Source organism: Massilia sp. BSC265, assembly GCF_000740675.1.
In the GTDB taxonomy this organism is placed as follows: Bacteria; Pseudomonadota; Gammaproteobacteria; order Burkholderiales; family Burkholderiaceae_D; genus Telluria.
The window spans coordinates 56,219-73,790 of the sequence record NZ_JPXI01000031.1 but is presented as its reverse complement, the minus strand read 5'-3'; the positions used below and the strand labels follow the sequence as shown (position 1 = coordinate 73,790).

Genomic DNA, 17,572 nt, shown 5'->3' with positions numbered 1-17,572 from the left:
AGCCGCTCGGGGTTCCAAAACTCCCCCACAATTCGACACTTTTTCACACTGTTTCCCACTTTATTGGAATCAATGTTGGTGGTCAAGCGAATTCACGCTTGGCAAATCCGAATTTGTCTAATGAAACCAATGACTTAGCAGCGCCTATTGAGGGATCGTCAAGGTAAAATGTCTCCTAAATCAGTCACTTAGGAAACAACATGAAGGTTGGACCTCAGTTGTCATGACAAGCTTTCAGTTTGATTAACGTCACGTCATGACGTTGTCTTTGTTTATGGAAACTAAAGTTGCTGTGCGGAATTGGTTGTGAAGGATTGGCGGCGCTCGTCTGGAAGCGTTAGGATCGAGTCGAGGCAAAGATCCATCCGGCTACGGCCCGCTCGGCAGGATGGGAGAGCCGGACGGGAGCGGGCTGAGAAGGAGAACGTTGTGAGCATTACACTCGCCCGTACCTGCGCGGTCTACGACCTGATCGAAGTTCAGGAAGCGCTCGACCGCAGCCGCGGCCGCTCCCCGGAACTCGAAGCGTTCTACGAGCGCATGCTGGAGACCGGGGCCGACCGCTTCGTGACCAAGCCCTCATCGATCGATGCCCTCGATCCCCTTTTCGAGGAATGCCCGAACTTCGAGGAAGTCCTGGACGACCTGGCCCGGTACCTGGCATTGGCCCATGCGGGCGACCGCGGCTTCAATGTCATGCCGATCCTGCTGCTGGGCGGCCCCGGCGTGGGCAAGACCCACTTCGCCCGGCGCCTGGCCCGGGTGATGCAGACCGAATGTGAACTGATCAGCATGAATGCACTGTCGGCCGGCTTCGTCATCACCGGCAGCTCGGCCAGCTGGCGCGGCGCCAAGTGTGGCAAGGTGGCCGAGCGCCTGGTGCGCGGCCAGTACGCCAATCCTTTGATCGTGCTGGACGAAGTGGAAAAGGCGACCGGCTCCTCGCAGTCCGATCCGCTTGCCGCCCTGTATCAGCTGCTGGAACCGGAAACGGCCAGCAGCTTCCGCGACGAATTCATCGACGTCGAGATCGACGCCTCGCAGATCTTCTGGGTGCTGACCGCCAACTCGGCCGAAGGCATTCCGCACCCGCTGCTCAACCGCATGGCGGTCTACGAGGTGCCGACGCCGACAGCGGAACAGGCGGCCGGCATCGCCCAGCGCATGTATGCCGGGCTGCTCGATGAGCTGAACCTGGCGGCCTTCGATCCGCGTCTGGGAGACGTGGTGCTCGACAAGCTGGTGAACGTGTCGCCGCGCGACCTGCGCAAGACCCTGCTCGACGGCCTGGGCCACGCGGTGGCGGCCGGGCGCGAACGCGTGAGCGTGGACGATATCCGGATCAAGCCGACCCCGGGCAGGGGGCGGATCGGGTTCTGAGCGGGACCTGCTTCAGGATAGATAGGCCTTGAGGACCGCGGCACTGCGGTCCATGCCTTCCTTCAGGCGTTTCTCGGCATGCAGTGCGTAATCCGCCGGCGTGGCGCCACCTTGGCTCGCTGCCTTGGCCGACATGGCCTTGGCTGCGATGCCGAGGGCCACGACTGCCTGGTCCCAGGTCAGTCCCGAAGCCAGTGAATCTTCGACGACCCGCGCCGCGAGCGTGCCGAGCTTGTCGATCAGCCGAGGATCCGTTTCTCCCAATTTAAGCATGCTTCCCTCCTCGCCAAGCTGTCGTCATGCGGAGATCATACGGGACGGAACGCATCGGTGGAACACGCTTGCCCGCGCGCAGCTCAGGTTCCGCCCACCGTCGGCTTGCTGCGCGCTTCGGCCCAGGCGCGCAATGCTCTGGAACGGAAAAAGAACCAGGCCACAACCAGGCTGAAGACGCCGAAGGGCAGCATCGAGACCACCAGGAACAGGTTGGAAGTGTTCGACAGGACCGCGAACAGGGCGAACAGGCCGCCTGCAAGGTAGAGGAGGCCGAGCACATAGCGTGGAAAACGGTAGCCCTTCAGCAGCAGCGCGAACAGGGCGGCAAGGACAAGGAGGCGGACCAGCACCTTGGCGCCTCCCCCTCCCATCAGCAAAATGAGCAGCTCGAAGGCGGCGGTGATCCCGAAAATCCACCCGATCCACGCCAATGCCGACTGCTTCCAGACTTCCATGCCATCTCCTGCCGGTTCAAACGGCCTATAGTAACAGGGGGCCAGGCGGCTTACGGGTTCGCCCAGCCTTTCGCGTGCTCCACCGCCCTGCCCCAGCGCGCCATGAGTTCGGCGCGCCGGCCCGCAGCCATCGCCGGCTCGAAGCGCCGCGCGACCTGCCACTGGCGGGCAATTTCGTCCTTCCCTGCCCAGTAGCCCACCGCCAGCCCGGCCAGGTAGGCCGCGCCCAGCGCCGTGGTCTCGGTGACGCGTGGACGTACCACAGGGATGCCGAGCAGGTCGGCCTGGAACTGCATCAGGAGGTCGTTGCGGGCCGCACCGCCGTCGGCGCGCATTTCGAGGACGGCGCAGGCCGCGTCCTTCTGCATTGCCGCGAGCAGCTCCGCGCTTTGGTAAGCGATCGCCTCGACCGCGGCGCGGGCGATGTGGCCGGCCGTGGTGCCGCGCGTCATGCCGACGATGGTGCCGCGCGCGTACTGGTCCCAGTGCGGGGCGCCGAGACCGGTGAAGGCCGGCACCAGTATCACGCCGCCACTGTCGGGCACGCTCAGGGCCAGCGCCTCGACGTCACTGGACTGCTTGATGATGCCCAGGCCGTCGCGCAGCCACTGCACGGTGGCGCCGCCCATGAAGACGCTGCCTTCCAATAGATAATCAGTCGCGGCCCCGATGGTCCAGCCGACCGTGGACAGCAGGCGGTTGTGCGACACGGGCGGCGTGGCGCCGGCGTGCATCAGCATGAAGCATCCGGTGCCGTAGGTATTCTTGACCAGTCCCTGGCGGTGGCAGGCCTGGCCGAAGGTGGCGGCCTGCTGGTCGCCGGCGATGCCGGCGATCGGCACCGCGGCGCCGAACCACTCCTCGGCCGCCAATCCGACGGTTTCGGAGCTGGCAACGACTTCCGGCAGCACGCTAGACGGGATGTCGAACAGGGCGAGCAGTTCCTCGTCCCAGCGCAGCGTATGGATATTGAAAAGCATGGTGCGCGCCGCGTTGCTGGCGTCGGTGACGTGGCGCCCGCACAGGCGGTACACCAGCCAGCTGTCGACCGTGCCGAAGGCGAGTTCGCCGCGTTCGGCACGGCCCCGGGCGCCCGGCACCTGCTCGAGCAGCCATTGCAGCTTGGTGGCGGAAAAGTAGGCGTCGACTTCGAGGCCGGTGCGCTGCCGGATGTCCTCCGCCATGCCTTGTTCGCGCAGGCGGTCGCACATGGCGGCGGTGCGGCGGTCCTGCCAGACGATGGCGCGGGCCACCGGTTCGCCGCTGGCGCGGTCCCACAGCACCGTGGTCTCGCGCTGGTTGGCGATGCCGATGGCGGCCAACTGGGAAGCGGAAATGCCGGCATCGCGCAGGGCCTCGCGGGCGCAGGCGAGCTGGGTGTGCCAGATGTCGAGGGCGTCGTGCTCGACCCATCCGGGCTGGGGGAAGTGCTGGGGATATTCGTGCTGGCTGCGCGCGACCGGCAGGCCGGCACGGTCGAAGACGATGGCGCGCGAGCTGGTGGTGCCCTGGTCGAGCGCCAGGATGTATTTCTGCATCGGCATCTCCCGGGGCGCCTCGGCGGGGCGCAGAATTCATGTAAAGCAGGCCGATAGGCCGGATTCTGTGTAGTGGTCTCCCTTGCGGGACGCCCCTATGACAGCCATTCCTCTAGGCGCTGGATTACTCCAGCGCTCAAGCTTCCTACCCGCACGCTCCGCGAGCAACATCAACGCGTGCCTATTTGGAATTGCTCCAGGTGGAGGTTACCGCGTTTCACCGTAACTTAATACGCTCGTCTCTGTGGCCCTATTCCTCGCCTTATACCTTGCGGCTTTCAGCGGACGGCCGTTAACCGTCACCCTGCTCTGTGGAGTCCGGACCTTCCTCCCGCCGGCACCCGAAGGTGCCAGCCAGCGGCTGCCTGGCCTGCTTCACGGGGGCATTGTAACCGATCGGGCTCGCGCAACCTATGCTGGAGGTGCCACGTTTTCTGAAATTTCGTGTCGCCATTTCAAAATCCTTCATCACCTCATCCACATAGAATGCTCGGATCGCCTGGCGCGGCCCGGCAAAACCACAAGGACGACAGAGACAATGACCCACCCTTCCCGCACCGGCGGCCAGATCCTGGTCGATGCGCTCCATACCCACGGCGTGGACACCGCCTTCGGCGTGCCCGGCGAAAGCTACCTCGACGTGCTGGACGCCCTGCACGATTCGGATATCCGCTTCGTGATCAACCGGCAGGAAGGCGGCGCGGCGTTCATGGCCGAGGCCTACGGCAAGATGACCGGCAAGCCGGGCATCTGCTTCGTCACCCGCGGCCCCGGCGCCACCAATGCCTCGATCGGCGTGCACACCGCCTACCAGGACTCGACCCCGATGATCCTGTTCATCGGCCAGGTCGGCAGCGACTTCATCGACCGCGAAGCCTTCCAGGAAATCGATTACCGCCGCATGTTCGGCCAGATGGCCAAGTGGGTTACCCAGATCGACCGCGCCGACCGCATCCCCGAATACATCGCGCGCGCCTTCCAGGTTGCCACCAGCGGCCGTCCCGGCCCGGTGGTGCTGGCCCTGCCGGAAGACATGCTGGTCACGCAGGCTGCGGTGCCAGACGCACGCCGCTACCAGCCGGTGCAGGCCGCACCCTCCTCGGCGCAGATCGCCCAGCTGCGCGCCATGCTGGCGCAAGCGCGGCGCCCGATCGTGCTGCTCGGCGGCGGCTCCTGGAACGACCAGGCCTGCGCCGACCTGGCCCGCTTCGCCGAGGCCAACCGGCTGCCGGTCGGCTGCACCTTCCGCTTCCAGGACCTGATGGACAACGCGCACCCGAACTACGTGGGCGACGTCGGCATCGGCATCAACCCGACACTGGCTGCGCGCGTGAAGGAAGCCGACCTGGTGATCGCCATCGGCCCGCGCCTGGGCGAGATGACCACCAGCGGCTATTCGCTGCTGTCCTCGCCCGTGCCGCGCCAGCGCCTGGTCCACATCCACGCCGATCCGGAAGAATTGGGCAGCGTCTACCAGGCCGACCTGATGATCGCCAGCGGTGCCCAACAAGTGTGCGCGATGCTGGCCGCGATGGAGCCGGTCGATTCCTCGGCCTGGGCCAGCACGGTGGAAGAGGCGAAAGCCGAACTGGCAGCCTGGCAGGCGCAGCCGCCGATCTTCCGCGACGGCAGCGCGCCGCTCGACCTGTGGCAGGTGGTGCAGGAACTCATGCGGCAGGCGCCGCGCGACACCATCATCACCAACGGCGCCGGCAACTACGCGACCTGGGCGCACCGCTTCTACCGCTACGGCGGCAGGCGCACCCAACTGGCGCCGACCAACGGCGCCATGGGCTACGCAGTGCCGGCCGGCGTGGCGGCCAAGATCATCGATCCGCAGCGCACCGTGGTGACCTTCGCCGGCGACGGCGAATTCATGATGACGGGCCAGGAACTGGCTACCGCGGTGCAGTACGGCGCCGGCCTGATCATCCTGGTGTTCAACAACGGCATGTTCGGCACCATCCGCATGCACCAGGAGCGCGACTACCCGGGCCGCGTGTCTGCTACCTCCCTGCACAATCCGGATTTCGCCGCGCTGGCACGCGCCTATGGCGGCCATGGCGAGGCGGTCGAGAAGACCGAGGAATTCGCGCCCGCCCTGCAGCGCGCACTGGCGTATGCGAACGAACGCAAGCTGCCGGCGGTGATCGAGCTGCGCTACGACGGCAACCTGATTACGCCGAACGCGACGCTCGAGACGATTCGCAAGACGGCGGAAGCGGCCAAGGCTGGCCGTTGAATCGCAGGGTGGGCGGCTCGTGATCCGGTCCACCGGACCAGATCACCCCAGGCGGTCGAGATGTGCCGGAACGTCCGCGACAGATCACCCCATCACGATTACGCGTGGGCGGGAGACCCGCCCACCCTACTGCCCCAGTCCCAGCTCGGCCGGCAGCGGAATAGGCTTGTCGAAGAAACTGACCTGATCCGGGTTGGTCAGGAACAATGCGACGAGGGCGATGAACGCCCACACGATAATGTTGCGCATGTTCGCAGCGCCGCCATCCGTGGCATTGTCGCCATGGATGAGACGCTTCAGGAAGTTGGTAATTTTCACGGTGTGCCCCGTCGTATTTTGTGGTTTTCTCTCTGTGTTCAATTTAACGCAAGTCGCAACCGTTTTCCAGAAGCGCACTGTTGAGTAGCCAGTCGGTTTCAGCAATAACACAACAAAGAGTTCCTTCCACGCATCTTCTCGCGTCGAGACCCGCCAGTCGGGGAAGCGTCTTGCTGCTCTGGTAAAATATTCGCTACTTTTTTCATCGTCGGCTAGCGCCGGCATCGTGCGCAGGATTCGCCCCTACATATGTTTAGTTTCTTCAAAAGAAAGAAGCCTGAGACCGAGGTCCCGGAGCCGAACCAACCCGCCTCGGCTCCCGCAGCCGACGCGGCGCCGATGTTCGTGCCCGGCCGGCTGGACGCAGCGCCCAGCCCCGCGCCGGCGCCGCTGCCGTCGTCTGCCCCGGCCGCACCGGCCGCACTCGCGGCTTCCGACGTCGGCGAGCTGTTCCCGGAAACCGCCGAGCGCCCGACCACCGAAGCCGAAAAGAAGCAGTCCTGGATGGCGCGCCTGAAAGCCGGCCTGTCCAAGACCTCGAGCAACCTGTCGCTGCTGTTCGTCGGTGCGCGCATCGACGAGGACCTGTACGAGGAACTCGAATCCGCGCTCCTGATGTCGGACGCCGGCATGGATGCCACCCAGCACCTGCTGGACGCCCTGCGCCGCAAGGTCAAGGAAGACAAGCTGCTGGACGCCGCCCAGGTCAAGGCCGCGCTCAAGGCGCTGATGATCGAGCTCCTGGCACCGCTCCAGAAACCGCTCGAACTGGGCCGCCACGAACCGCTCGTGATGATGATCTCGGGCGTCAACGGCGCCGGCAAGACCACCACCATCGGCAAGCTGGCCAAGCACATGCAGCGTTTCGACCAGTCCGTGCTGCTGGCCGCCGGCGACACCTTCCGCGCCGCCGCGCGCGAGCAGCTGATGGTCTGGGGCCAGCGCAACAACGTCACCGTGATCTCGCAAGCGTCGGGCGACCCGGCCGCCGTCGCCTTCGATGCGGTCCAGTCGGGCAAGGCGCGCGGCGTCGACGTGGTCATGGTCGACACCGCCGGCCGCCTGCCGACCCAGCTGCACCTGATGGAAGAGCTCAAGAAGATCAAGCGCGTCATCGGCAAGGGCATGGAAGGCGCCCCGCACGAAACGCTGCTGGTAATCGACGGCAACACCGGCCAGAACGCGCTGGCCCAGGTGAAGGCTTTCGACGACGCGCTGCAGCTGACCGGCCTGGTGATCACCAAGCTGGACGGCACCGCCAAGGGCGGCGTGCTGGCCGCGATCGCACGTACCCGCCCGGTGCCGGTGTACTTCATCGGCGTGGGCGAGAAGCTGGACGACCTGCAGCCGTTCAACGCCGAAGAGTTCGTCGAAGCGCTGCTCGGCTAAGGGAACAGCGAGGAACGCCACCCGATGATCGAATTCCAGTCCGTCTCCAAACAATACTCCCTTGACGCCTATGCGCTGCGCGACGTGTCCCTCAATATCGGCAAGGGCGAGCTGGTCTACCTGGCCGGCCCGTCCGGCGCAGGCAAGTCGACCCTGATGAAGATGGTGGCCGCCGTCGAGCGGCCCACCAGCGGGGTGGTCACCGTCAACGGCCAGGATGTCAGCCGCATCAGGAAGGCCGGCATCCCCTTCCTGCGCCGTAACCTGGGCCTGATCTTCCAGCAGCAGCGCCTGCTCAACGACCGCAACATCCTCGGCAACGTGATGCTGCCGCTGCTCGTCACGGGTGCGCCGAAGGCGCAGGCCGAGCAGCGCGCCCGGGCCGCCCTCGACAAGGTGGGCCTGCTGGAACGCGCCAGGGCGATGCCGCTGGAGCTGTCCGGCGGCGAGCAGCAGCGCGTCGCGGTGGCGCGTGCCATCGTCAACCGCCCGCAGATCATCCTGGCCGACGAACCGACCGCCAACCTCGACCGCGTGGCCGCCGACAAGGTGCTCGACGCATTGCGCGCCTTCCACGCCGTCGGCGTGACCTGCGTGATCTCGACCCACGACGAGCAGGTGCTCGACGGGGCGGCGCGCGTGATCCGCCTCGAGCACGGCCAACTGGCCTACGCCGGCCGCGCCGGAGGTGCAGCATGAGCCCGTGGTTCCGCCAGCACCGCTTTGCCTTGGGGGCAGCCCTGTCCACCGTGCGCAAGTCGCCGGGCAGCTTCCTGTTCAACGTGCTCGTCGTCGCCTTCGCCTTGATGCTGCCGATCGCCGGCATCACCCTGCTCGACAACGTGCGGCCGCTGTCCGAGCAACTGTCGGTCGATCCCGAGATCAGCGTGTTCATGAAGCTCGAGGCGACCCGCGAGGAAGCCATTGCCCTGCAGCCGCGCCTCAAGGCGATCGCGTCTTCCGGCGGCAAGGCCGCCGTCGACTTCATTGCGCGCGAGGAAGCGCTGGCCTCGATGAAGGACGGGAGCGGCCTGGGCGACGTGATCGACACGCTGGGCGAAAACCCGCTGCCGGACAGCTACAAGATGCGGCTCGACGGCAGCAGTGCCGCGGCCCAGGTGGATGCGATCACCGAACAGCTGCGCGCCCTGCCCGGCGTCGACGTGGTGCAGGTCGACTCGGCCTGGGTAAAGCGCCTGGCCGCCATGCTGGCCGTCCTGCGCCTGGCCCTGCTGCTGCTGGCCGTCACCCTCGGTATCGTGGTGATCGCGGTGGTGTTCAACACCATCCGCCTGCAGGTACTGACGCAGAAGGAAGAGATTACCGTGTCGAAGCTGCTGGGGGCGACGGACAACTTCATCCACCGCCCCTTCTATTACACGGGCGCCCTGCTCGGCCTGTGCGCGGGCGCCGTGGCGCTCGGCGCGGTGGTGCTGGCCCTGCGGCCGCTGAACGGCGCGATCGCGGACTTTGCACGGCTGTACGCCTCGGAATTCCAGCTGGCGCCGCTCGGCGCGCTGGAGACCACCGGCGTGCTCGCGATCAGCGCGGGCCTGGGTCTGATCGGGGCAATGCTGTCGGTGCAGCGGCACCTGGCGCGCGTCCGCTAGGTCTTCATCCCTGGACGCGCAGCGCTCGAGCCGGCCGCGCGTCCAGTCTCTCGGCATACACTCCGAACGGCCTAGCCGTTCCACCCTACGCTCAGACGAGCGCTACTCCTACAGGCCGTCTTTGACGAATGTGCGCCATCCAACAGAAGGCCACTACCCAGGGCCTTTAACCTGTCCCTAACACGTTTTCCAGCTATTTTTGTTCACTTTTGAGCTGTATCAATCAAATTCGGGTCGCCTGCTCTACAGTAAAAACGACGCGATTTTGATTCCCATGAGCAATACTTTAGCCAAACTTAATCGATTTCGATAAAGCGATGGCCTGCCTAGCACTCACCCTAGGAGAGTGCTAATATATGTCTCGAATACAGCGAAATCAAGGAAAAGCATCCCGTAACAAGCAGTAACGCTGGTGTCGCGCGGCATGGGTCCGTGGCACATTGGGGGGTGCAGCAAGATCACTACGAGGGAAATGAACATGTCCGCACAATCCGCATTGGTCCCTGCCGGCAGTCGCGCCCTGAACCTGGGTTTCACCGGCAATCTCGGCAATATCGACGCCTATATCTCGGCCGTCAACCGCCTGCCGATGCTGACCCACGAAGAAGAAGTTTCGTTGGCGAAATCGCTGCGGGAAAAGAATGACCTGGACGCCGCCCAAAAGCTGGTGCTGTCGCACCTGCGCCTGGTGGTGTCGATCGCACGCGGCTATCTCGGCTACGGGCTGCCGCACGCCGACCTGATTCAGGAAGGCAATATCGGCCTCATGAAAGCGGTCAAGCGCTTCGATCCGAACCAGGGCGTGCGCCTCGTTTCGTACGCGATGCACTGGATCAAGGCCGAGATGCACGAATACATCCTGAAGAACTGGCGCCTGGTGAAGGTCGCGACGACCAAGGCCCAGCGCAAGCTGTTCTTCAACCTGCGCAGCAACAAGCAGGGCCTGGACACCATGACCCCAAGCCAGGTCGACGAACTGGCGAAGATGCTCGACGTCAAGCGCGAGGAAGTGATCGAGATGGAAACCCGCCTGTCGGGCCGTGACATCGCCCTCGAATCGCCGACCGACGACGAAGACGACAAGTTCGCCCCGATCGCCTACCTGTCGTCGGAGCAGCAGGAACCGACCCGCGTGCTGGAGGCCGAGCAACACGACCGCCTGCAGTCGGAAGGCCTGGAGACCGCCCTGTCGAAGCTGGACCCGCGTTCGCGCCGCATCGTCGAAGCGCGCTGGCTGGCCAACGACGACGGTTCGGGCGCCACGCTGCACACGCTGGCCGAGGAGTTCGGCGTGTCGGCCGAGCGTATCCGCCAGATCGAATCGGCTGCGCTGAAGAAGATGAAGGGCGCGCTGGCGGCATACGTGTAAGCCTGCCCCCCATGAAGAACGGCCCGGTCGCATTGCGGCCGGGCCGTTCTTTTTTCTAGCGGGATGGTGACACCGATCCCACCCTCAGCGCCTCACGGCGTCCGCTAGGCCTGCCAGCGCAACAGGGTTTCCGGATGCCCCGTATGCTCATCCGGCCGTTCATCGACCGCGATGAAACCATGCCTTTCATAGAATCTCCGGGCTGCGTGATTGGCCGAATACACCGCCAGTTCGAGCCCGCTTCGATGGTTTTTGGCATCTGCGAGGAGCAGGCTCCCGATGCCTGCTCCCTGACGATCCGGATCCACGAAGAGCGCGGCCAAGGCGTCGCCGTACAGGCTATAGAAGCCGGCTACCCCGCCATCGCGTTCGAACACATACGAGGTGGCCGCAGGCAGGTACAGGGTGCGCATGTTGCCGAGCTGCGCACGCCAGAATTGCTCGCTGATGAAAGCGTGCGCCTGGATCGACGCACGCAGCCAGATGTCCAGCACTCTTTCCATATCGTAGTTGCACATCTGACGAATCACCGTTGCGATCTCCTTGCATACGAATTCACGGCCCCCTGGCCTTGAAGTCGTCGAAGTATACCTGTAGTTGAGGGGCGACTCGTCAACGCGCAGCCCGTCTTTCCGCTCCCTCGCCGTCCGGCAGGTTCTGCATGCCCCGGCTAGAATGGCACTTTGACCAGATGCCAACGGAGCCCCCGATGACCGAACCCTACGTCCCACCGAAAGTCTGGACCCCGCCCGCCTCATCCGGCGGCACCTTCGCCAACATCAACCGTCCGGTCGCCGGCCCGACCCACGAAGCCGAACTCCCGGTCGGCAAGCACCCGCTGCAGCTGTATTCGCTGGCCACGCCCAACGGCGTCAAGGTGACCATCATGCTGGAAGAGCTGCTGGCCCTCGGCTACGTCCAGGCCGAATACGACGCCTGGCTCATCAAGATCAACGAGGGTGCCCAGTTCTCGAGCGGCTTCGTCGAGATCAACCCGAATTCGAAGATCCCGGCCCTGGTCGACCGTACTGGCGAGCAAGCGGTGCGCGTGTTCGAATCGGGCTCGATCCTGGTCTACCTGGCCGAGAAGTTCGGCGCCTTCCTTCCCAAGAGCGGACCGGCGCGCGCCGAGACCATGAACTGGCTGTTCTGGCAGATGGGTTCGGCACCTTTCGTGGGCGGCGGCTTCGGCCACTTCTACGCCTACGCGCCGGAAAAGCTGCAATACCCGATCGACCGCTATGCGATGGAAACCAAGCGCCAGCTCGACGTGCTCGACCGCGAACTTGCCGACAAGCGCTATGTAGCCGGCGACACGTACACGATCGCCGACATGGCAATCTGGCCGTGGTACGGCGGCATGGTGCGCGGCGAGCTGTACGAGGCGGGCGAATTCCTGTCCGTGCACGAGTACCGGCACGTGCGCCGCTGGGCGGACGAGATCGCGGCGCGCCCGGCCGTCATCCGTGGCCGCAAGGTCAACCGCGTGCGCGGCAATCCGGACGAGCAGGTGCCGGAACGCCACGACCCTGCCGACCTCGATTGATGCCTTCATGCACCATGGCTGATCTTCCTTAAGCCAGACCCCGGCAGCTGACGAAGGGCCGCGCGCTTGCGTTATGCTGGCGCGGCCTTCCTGCATGAATTGCCAACGATTGGAGATGCCATGGTGAGCAAGAACACGATCTGCCTCTGGTTCAACGGAACGGCGCTGGAAGCGGCGCAGTTCTATGCGGCGACCATTCCCGACAGCGCAGTCGGCCAGGTATTCCGTGCACCGAGCGACTATCCGGCCGGCAAGCAAGGCGACGTGCTGACCGTCGCCTTCACCGTGGCCGGCATTCCCTGCATCGGCCTGAACGGCGGCCCCGTCTTCCCGCATACCGAAGCCTTTTCCTTCCAGATCGCGACTGACGACCAGGAAGAAACCGACCGCCTGTGGAATGCCATCGTCGGCAGCGGCGGCCAGGAGAGCGCATGCGGCTGGTGCAAGGACAAATGGGGCCTGTCGTGGCAGATCACGCCGCGCGCCCTGACCGAGGGGATCGCCGACCCCGACCCGGCCGTGGCGAAACGCGTGTTCGAGGCGATGATGACAATGCGCAAGATCGACGTGGCGGCGATCGAGGCGGCACGCGGCGGCTGAACCGCTGTGGAATTCGCGTATTGCCAGGCATTCCGGACACGGAAACGGGACGTCCTGCACTATACTCTTGCCTTTCGACCAGGCAGCACGCTGCCTGCCAGTCCAGGAACCATGAGAAGCAAGATGAAAGAACCCATGCAAGGTGAACCGGTTTTCAAGAAACTCCGCGGCCTGGTCCGCTCCCTGCCGCCAGGCGGTATCACCCTGAGCGAACTGATCCATCGCGTCGGCAACGAAGGCCTGCTGATCCTCACGGCACTGCTCACCCTGGTGTTCCTGATCCCGGTGTCGATCCCGGGCGTGAGCACCGTGTTCGGCGCCGCGATCCTCCTGATCGGCATCAGCCGCCTGTTCGGCCGCGAACTTTGGGTTCCGGCAAAACTGAAGCACCGGACGATTTCCACCAGCAAGCTGCGCCCGGCCCTGCGTAAGGCACTGCCCTGGCTGTACCGGATCGAACGCGTGTGCAAGCCCAACCGTATCCAGTGGCTGGTGGCGCACGGCCCGATCCAGCATCTCAACAATGCCGGCCTGATCCTGGGCGCGGTGCTGCTGATGATGCCTTTCGGCCTGATTCCATTCAGCAATACCTTCCCTGCGATCGCGCTGCTGTTCCTGGCGATCGGCCTGCTGCAGCGCGACGGCGTCAGCGTGTTGCTGGGTCACATCAGCAACATCGTCACCATCCTGTATTTCAGCCTGCTCATCGGTGGCGGTGGCCTCGCACTGCGCGAGCTCTTCAATCGCATGGCCGGCTGAGTTGTCTTCCCGCATGCGACGGGCTGGGTCGATCCGGCTCGTCTCCGTTCCAGCCCCTGCGCACCAGCCTTTGCTTGAACATGCAAGCTGGCACTAACGACGGTGCCAACAGTGCGCAATACCAGACTGGCAATTTTTGCAAATTAGCTACTAAAGCATCAAGTTACTGCACACTCTTAAGAAATTACTTTAAGTGCGTTTACAGCTCTGCTAGCATCCTTCGCTCGCATGGAGGGAGCACATGGTTGAGCAAAGCAGAAACGATGCACGCACCGATTTCGTGACGGCTGGCCAGGTCGATGAAGGGCTGAAGCTGTGCGCCCGTCATGGCGTCCACCCTGCCCTGCTGTTCATGGAACAGGTCGGGGTGCCTCGCCGGGTAGCGCTGCGCGTCCTGTGCTCTCCCGAACACTTTCGCCAGCGCGACCGCCGCCGGCAGCCCCGCCCCCTTCGCTGAGCGCGGCCGGCAGGTTGCCCACCGATAGCCGCGCCCGGCGCACTCATTGCGCCTGCAATGCCGCGATGCGCGCCTCGATCGGCGGATGGCTGGAAAACAGCGACAGCGCACCCTTGCCGGAAATGCCGAACGCGGCCATGTTCTTCGGCAGCTCGCCTTCGGCCAGCCCGCCCAGGCGCCGCAGCGCCGCGACCATCGGCTGCGGACGTCCCAGGATCCGCGCGGCGCCGCGGTCGGCCCGGAATTCGCGCTGGCGCGAAAAATACATCACGATGATGCTGGCCAGGATGCCGAACAGGATCTCGCAGACCACGACCGTCACCATGTAGCCGATGCCCGGTCCCGACTGTTCGCTGTCGTTCCGGCGCAGCATCTGGTCGACGGCGTAGCCGACCACGCGGGCCAGGAACACGACAAAGGTGTTGACCACGCCCTGGATCAGGGTCAGCGTCACCATGTCGCCGTTGGCGATGTGGGCCACCTCGTGCGCCAGCACGGCTTCCACTTCTTCCTGCGACATCGATGCGAGCAGGCCGGTGGAGACCGCCACCAGCGAACCGTTGCGGGTGGCGCCGGTGGCGAAGGCGTTGGGCTCGCCCTCGTACACGGCCACTTCCGGCATGCCGATGCCGGCCTTGCGCGCCTGCGCCTCCACCGTGTGGAGCAGCCAGGCCTCGGTGGCATTGGCCGGCTGGGCGATGACGCGCGCGCCGGTCGACCATTTGGCGATCGGCTTGGACAGCCACAGCGAGATGAAGGCGCCGCCGAAGCCCATCAGGGCCGCGAAGGCCAGCAGCATGCCGAGGTTGAGCCCGTTTGCTGTGAGAAAGCGGTTCACGCCGAGCAGGCTGGCGCTCAGGCTCAGCACCAGGACGACGGCCAGGTTGGTGGCGAGGAACAGGACGATGCGTTTCATGTAATTTCCTTCAATAGCAAAAGTAATGGGTGGTCAGCTTGCGGCGTCTTCGGCCTGCGGGTCGAGGCGGAGAATCGCGACCCGCACGATGCGCCTGTCTTCCACGGCCAGGATCTCGAAGCGCAGACCATTCACGTCGACGGCCTGGCCGGCGGCAGGCAGGGTTTCGAAGCGCGCCAGCAGGAAGCCGGCCAGCGAGGTGTAGCCGGCATCGCCGCCGACCAGCGCATCGGTCTGCAATGCCTGCTCGAGCAGGTGCAGGTCGGCGCTGCCGTCGGCCTCCCAGCGGTCCGGCCCCTGCTGGCGGATGGCCGGCTGTTCGTCCTCGTCGGGGAACTCGCCGGCAATCGCCTCCAGGATGTCGATCGGGGTCAGCAGGCCCTGGATGACGCCGTATTCGTCGGCTACCAGCACCAGCTGGCCGCGGGCGCGCTTGAGCGTTTCCATGGCGCCGAGCACGCCGGCGGTATCGGGAAGGTAGATCGGCTTGCGCAGCAACACCGTGTCCGACGGGTCGATGCGCCGGTGCAGCAGCAGCGCGCCGATCAGGTCCTTGGTCCGGGCCACGCCCACCACCTGGTCGACGTCGCCGCGGCAGACCGGCAGCTGGTTGTGCGGGGTTTCCTGCAGCTGCCGCAGGATGCTGGCCGGCGCCTGGTCCAGGTTCACCCAGGACATCTGCGCGCGCGGCGTCATCACCGAGCGGATCGAGCGGTCGGCCAGGGTCAGCACGCCGCTGACCATGTTGCGCTCCTCGACGGCGAAACTGTCGTCCTGTACCTGCCCTTCTTCCGGCGCCGCTTCAAGGTCATGGCGGCGCTTCCCCAGCAGGCGCAGCACGGTGTCGGCGGTCCGCTCGCGGAATGGCAGGCGCGCCTCGTTCTTCAGGAAGTTACGGCGCGCGAACTGGTTCAGGGTTTCGATCAGCACCGAGAAGCCGATCGCCGCATACAGGTAGCCCTTCGGGATGTGGAAGCCGAGCCCTTCGGCGACCAGGCTCAGGCCGATCATCAGGAGGAAGCTCAGGCACAGCACCACCACGGTCGGGTGCGCATTGACGAAGCGGGTCAGCGGCTTCGAAGCCAGGATCATGACGCCGATCGAAATGATCACGGCCGCCATCATCACGCCCAGCTCGTCGACCATGCCGACGGCCGTGATCACCGCATCGAGCGAGAACACGGCGTCGAGCACCACGATCTGCGCCACCACGGCGGCGAAGCCGGCATACACCTTGTTCCCGGACTGGACGTGGACCACGCCTTCGAGGCGCTCGTGGAGCTCGACGGTGGCCTTGAACAGCAGGAACAGGCCACCGATGAGGAGAATCAGGTCGCGCCCCGAAAAGGACAAGGAGCCGAGCGAGAACAGGGGCGTGGTCAGGGTAACCAGCCAGGAGACGATCGTCAGCAGGCCGAGGCGCATCGCCATGGCCAGGGACAGGCCCAGCATGCGCGCCTTGTCGCGCTGGTGCGGCGGCAGCTTGTCCGCCAGGATTGCGATGAAGATCAGGTTGTCGATGCCCAGGACGATTTCCAGGAACACCAGGGTCAGCAAACCCACCCAGATCGAGGGGTCCATTAGCCATTCCATCTTGCTTGCCTTGTCAAATTTGAAAGAGTGTGGCCGCCGGCCGCGGCCGGAGGAAGCGTCCGGAGGCAGGCAGGCGCGTGCGGCGCCGCCCGGCGCGAACCGGACGGATGCCGGAGCAAAGCTCCCGCGTCAGGCGAGGCGGGGCGGCTTGTCGGGAGGCGGAAGGGAGAAGCAGTACGGCGCCGCAGCGTGCGGCGCAACGACAGCGGCAGCAAGCACGGCGAGCTGAAGGCAGCCGTCCTGGTACATGAGGTCATGCAGTTCGGCCGCAGGCGGTTCGTCGGGATCGATGTCGGGGTGGGTATCGCCCTGGAAGGCATCGCCGGATGCCACGCCGGCATGCGCGGAGGCGCCATCCTGCTGCGCCATCGACACGGACATCGACAGCGCCATCACGTTCAGCGGGAACAGCAGGATCAGGAAGATGACGAGGATTCGTCTCATACGATGAGGAAACACATGACCTGGCCAGTATAGCATGGGGCCGCGCCTGCTTTGCTGCGGCCTCAATGCGACAGGTGTTCGATCAGGATGGTCGTGCCGACCAGCACCAGCACCACCCCGCCGATGCGCTCGGCGTGGCGACCCACCGCTGCGCCCAGGCGCCGCCCGAGCAGTACGCCGATGGTCACCATCACCGTGGTGGCCACGCCGATCGCCGCCGCCGCATGGACGATCGAGACGTCCACGAAGGCCAGCCCCACGCCGACCGCCATCGCATCGATGCTGGTCGCCACCGCCGTCAGCACCAGCACCAGCAGGCTCTGCGCGCCGGCGCCCTCTTCTTCTTCGTCCTCGTCGGCGAAGGACAGCCAGAGCATGCGCCCGCCCAGTCCCAGCAGCAGGACGAAGGCGATCCAGTGATCCCACTGGCGGATGGCGTCGGCGGCCAGCGAGCCGAGGCCCCAGCCGATCAGCGGGGTGATGGTCTCGATGCAGCCGAACAGCAGGCCGATGCGCAGCGCCTGCGGGAGCCCCGGATTGCGCAGGGCGGCGCCCTTGGCGATGGCCGCGGCAAAGGCGTCGGTCGACATCGCGAGGGCGAGGAAGATGAGGGCGGTGAAGGTCATGCTGGTTCCGGTCGGGCTGGGTTCGGGTAGAGCGCAAAGGCGCATCCGCGCGCC

General features: G+C 65.2%; 19 protein-coding genes and 1 other RNA gene. 10 read left to right on the top strand and 10 right to left on the bottom strand.

The window, feature by feature from the left end; translation table 11 throughout:
• Positions 1–429: 429 nt before the first annotated feature.
• Positions 430–1,380: an AAA family ATPase gene (locus MA09_RS11060; protein ID WP_036248191.1), complete on the top strand. Its 951-nt coding sequence runs from the start codon at positions 430–432 to the stop codon at positions 1,378–1,380.
• Between the two features lie 12 nt (positions 1,381–1,392).
• On the opposite strand, the gene MA09_RS11055 is transcribed toward MA09_RS11060, so the two are convergent.
• The 4 genes from MA09_RS11055 to rnpB all read right to left on the bottom strand — a co-directional run bounded on the left by MA09_RS11055 (position 1,393) and on the right by rnpB (position 4,026).
• Positions 1,393–1,653: a hypothetical protein gene (locus tag MA09_RS11055; protein ID WP_152594625.1), complete on the bottom strand. Its 261-nt coding sequence runs from the start codon at positions 1,651–1,653 to the stop codon at positions 1,393–1,395.
• An 83-nt stretch (positions 1,654–1,736) separates the two neighbouring features.
• On the bottom strand, positions 1,737–2,111 hold the full coding sequence (locus tag MA09_RS11050; protein WP_036248186.1) for a hypothetical protein: 375 nt from the start codon (positions 2,109–2,111) through the stop codon (positions 1,737–1,739).
• 50 nt (positions 2,112–2,161) lie between these two features.
• Positions 2,162–3,649, bottom strand: a complete 1,488-nt coding sequence (gene glpK / locus MA09_RS11045) for a glycerol kinase GlpK (protein WP_036248564.1) — start codon at positions 3,647–3,649, stop codon at positions 2,162–2,164.
• Between the two features lie 38 nt (positions 3,650–3,687).
• An RNA gene (gene rnpB, locus MA09_RS23690) (RNase P RNA component class A) lies at positions 3,688–4,026 on the bottom strand.
• A gap of 161 nt (positions 4,027–4,187) precedes the next feature.
• Between rnpB and MA09_RS11040 the strand changes: the two genes are divergently transcribed.
• A complete protein-coding gene (locus MA09_RS11040; protein WP_036248184.1) occupies positions 4,188–5,891 on the top strand; it encodes a thiamine pyrophosphate-binding protein in 1,704 nt (567 codons plus the stop codon).
• 126 nt (positions 5,892–6,017) lie between these two features.
• Here MA09_RS11040 and MA09_RS24575 read toward each other — a convergent pair whose 3' ends face one another.
• Positions 6,018–6,434: a hypothetical protein gene (locus MA09_RS24575; RefSeq protein WP_152594624.1), complete on the bottom strand. Its 417-nt coding sequence runs from the start codon at positions 6,432–6,434 to the stop codon at positions 6,018–6,020.
• 24 nt (positions 6,435–6,458) lie between these two features.
• Here MA09_RS24575 and ftsY point away from each other — a divergent pair, with 24 nt between their 5' ends.
• The 4 genes from ftsY to rpoH all read left to right on the top strand — a co-directional run bounded on the left by ftsY (position 6,459) and on the right by rpoH (position 10,577).
• Complete coding sequence (gene ftsY / locus MA09_RS11030) at positions 6,459–7,598, top strand: signal recognition particle-docking protein FtsY (protein ID WP_036248178.1); 1,140 nt, start codon at positions 6,459–6,461, stop codon at positions 7,596–7,598.
• Between the two features lie 24 nt (positions 7,599–7,622).
• Positions 7,623–8,297, top strand: coding sequence for a cell division ATP-binding protein FtsE (locus MA09_RS11025; RefSeq protein ID WP_036248175.1), 675 nt, complete (start codon positions 7,623–7,625; stop codon positions 8,295–8,297).
• On the top strand, positions 8,294–9,208 hold the full coding sequence (ftsX, locus tag MA09_RS11020; protein ID WP_036248173.1) for a permease-like cell division protein FtsX: 915 nt from the start codon (positions 8,294–8,296) through the stop codon (positions 9,206–9,208). The genes MA09_RS11025 and ftsX overlap by 4 nt, the downstream gene beginning before the upstream one ends.
• A gap of 478 nt (positions 9,209–9,686) precedes the next feature.
• A complete protein-coding gene (gene rpoH, locus MA09_RS11015) occupies positions 9,687–10,577 on the top strand; it encodes an RNA polymerase sigma factor RpoH (RefSeq protein ID WP_036248171.1) in 891 nt (296 codons plus the stop codon).
• Between the two features lie 104 nt (positions 10,578–10,681).
• Here rpoH and MA09_RS11010 read toward each other — a convergent pair whose 3' ends face one another.
• Positions 10,682–11,107, bottom strand: coding sequence for a GNAT family N-acetyltransferase (locus tag MA09_RS11010; RefSeq protein WP_036248169.1), 426 nt, complete (start codon positions 11,105–11,107; stop codon positions 10,682–10,684).
• Positions 11,108–11,286: 179 nt separating this feature from the next.
• On the opposite strand from MA09_RS11010, the gene yghU reads away from it, so the two are divergent.
• From yghU to MA09_RS24570, 4 genes are all read left to right on the top strand, one after another.
• A complete protein-coding gene (gene yghU, locus MA09_RS11005; protein WP_036248166.1) occupies positions 11,287–12,123 on the top strand; it encodes a glutathione-dependent disulfide-bond oxidoreductase in 837 nt (278 codons plus the stop codon).
• A 120-nt stretch (positions 12,124–12,243) separates the two neighbouring features.
• Positions 12,244–12,723 (top strand): VOC family protein, encoded by a 480-nt coding sequence (locus tag MA09_RS11000; protein ID WP_036248163.1) that lies wholly within the window; start codon positions 12,244–12,246, stop codon positions 12,721–12,723.
• Positions 12,724–12,846: 123 nt separating this feature from the next.
• Complete coding sequence (locus tag MA09_RS10995; protein WP_229440663.1) at positions 12,847–13,482, top strand: exopolysaccharide biosynthesis protein; 636 nt, start codon at positions 12,847–12,849, stop codon at positions 13,480–13,482.
• A 241-nt stretch (positions 13,483–13,723) separates the two neighbouring features.
• On the top strand, positions 13,724–13,939 hold the full coding sequence (locus MA09_RS24570) for a hypothetical protein (protein WP_152594623.1): 216 nt from the start codon (positions 13,724–13,726) through the stop codon (positions 13,937–13,939).
• 43 nt (positions 13,940–13,982) lie between these two features.
• Here MA09_RS24570 and htpX read toward each other — a convergent pair whose 3' ends face one another.
• From htpX to MA09_RS10970, 4 genes are all read right to left on the bottom strand, one after another.
• Entirely contained in the window at positions 13,983–14,855 is an 873-nt protein-coding gene (htpX, locus tag MA09_RS10985) for a protease HtpX (RefSeq protein ID WP_036248159.1), read from the bottom strand.
• 33 nt (positions 14,856–14,888) lie between these two features.
• The gene (locus MA09_RS10980; protein WP_036248157.1) at positions 14,889–16,448 is read right to left on the bottom strand and encodes a TerC family protein; all 1,560 of its coding nucleotides are present in this window, start codon (positions 16,446–16,448) and stop codon (positions 14,889–14,891) included.
• Positions 16,449–16,577: 129 nt separating this feature from the next.
• Complete coding sequence (locus MA09_RS10975; RefSeq protein ID WP_036248153.1) at positions 16,578–16,892, bottom strand: hypothetical protein; 315 nt, start codon at positions 16,890–16,892, stop codon at positions 16,578–16,580.
• Between the two features lie 62 nt (positions 16,893–16,954).
• On the bottom strand, positions 16,955–17,518 hold the full coding sequence (locus MA09_RS10970; RefSeq protein WP_036248150.1) for a manganese efflux pump MntP family protein: 564 nt from the start codon (positions 17,516–17,518) through the stop codon (positions 16,955–16,957).
• Positions 17,519–17,572 lie beyond the last annotated feature (54 nt).

What these genes read in the sequence shown, in the direction of transcription:
- yghU (WP_036248166.1), top strand. Translation starts at nt 11,287, where the DNA reads ATGACCGAACCCTACGTCCCACCGAAAGTCTGGACCCCGCCCGCCTCA.
- MA09_RS11025 (WP_036248175.1), top strand. Translation starts at nt 7,623, where the DNA reads ATGATCGAATTCCAGTCCGTCTCCAAACAATACTCCCTTGACGCCTAT.
- glpK (WP_036248564.1), bottom strand. Translation starts at nt 3,649, where the DNA reads ATGCAGAAATACATCCTGGCGCTCGACCAGGGCACCACCAGCTCGCGC.
- ftsY (WP_036248178.1), top strand. Translation starts at nt 6,459, where the DNA reads ATGTTTAGTTTCTTCAAAAGAAAGAAGCCTGAGACCGAGGTCCCGGAG.
- MA09_RS11050 (WP_036248186.1), bottom strand. Translation starts at nt 2,111, where the DNA reads ATGGAAGTCTGGAAGCAGTCGGCATTGGCGTGGATCGGGTGGATTTTC.
- MA09_RS10980 (WP_036248157.1), bottom strand. Translation starts at nt 16,448, where the DNA reads ATGGAATGGCTAATGGACCCCTCGATCTGGGTGGGTTTGCTGACCCTG.
- MA09_RS11000 (WP_036248163.1), top strand. Translation starts at nt 12,244, where the DNA reads ATGGTGAGCAAGAACACGATCTGCCTCTGGTTCAACGGAACGGCGCTG.
- MA09_RS24570 (WP_152594623.1), top strand. Translation starts at nt 13,724, where the DNA reads ATGGTTGAGCAAAGCAGAAACGATGCACGCACCGATTTCGTGACGGCT.
- MA09_RS10970 (WP_036248150.1), bottom strand. Translation starts at nt 17,518, where the DNA reads ATGACCTTCACCGCCCTCATCTTCCTCGCCCTCGCGATGTCGACCGAC.
- MA09_RS11055 (WP_152594625.1), bottom strand. Translation starts at nt 1,653, where the DNA reads ATGCTTAAATTGGGAGAAACGGATCCTCGGCTGATCGACAAGCTCGGC.
- htpX (WP_036248159.1), bottom strand. Translation starts at nt 14,855, where the DNA reads ATGAAACGCATCGTCCTGTTCCTCGCCACCAACCTGGCCGTCGTCCTG.
- MA09_RS10995 (WP_229440663.1), top strand. Translation starts at nt 12,847, where the DNA reads ATGAAAGAACCCATGCAAGGTGAACCGGTTTTCAAGAAACTCCGCGGC.
- rpoH (WP_036248171.1), top strand. Translation starts at nt 9,687, where the DNA reads ATGTCCGCACAATCCGCATTGGTCCCTGCCGGCAGTCGCGCCCTGAAC.
- ftsX (WP_036248173.1), top strand. Translation starts at nt 8,294, where the DNA reads ATGAGCCCGTGGTTCCGCCAGCACCGCTTTGCCTTGGGGGCAGCCCTG.
- MA09_RS10975 (WP_036248153.1), bottom strand. Translation starts at nt 16,892, where the DNA reads ATGAGACGAATCCTCGTCATCTTCCTGATCCTGCTGTTCCCGCTGAAC.
- MA09_RS24575 (WP_152594624.1), bottom strand. Translation starts at nt 6,434, where the DNA reads ATGCCGGCGCTAGCCGACGATGAAAAAAGTAGCGAATATTTTACCAGA.
- MA09_RS11040 (WP_036248184.1), top strand. Translation starts at nt 4,188, where the DNA reads ATGACCCACCCTTCCCGCACCGGCGGCCAGATCCTGGTCGATGCGCTC.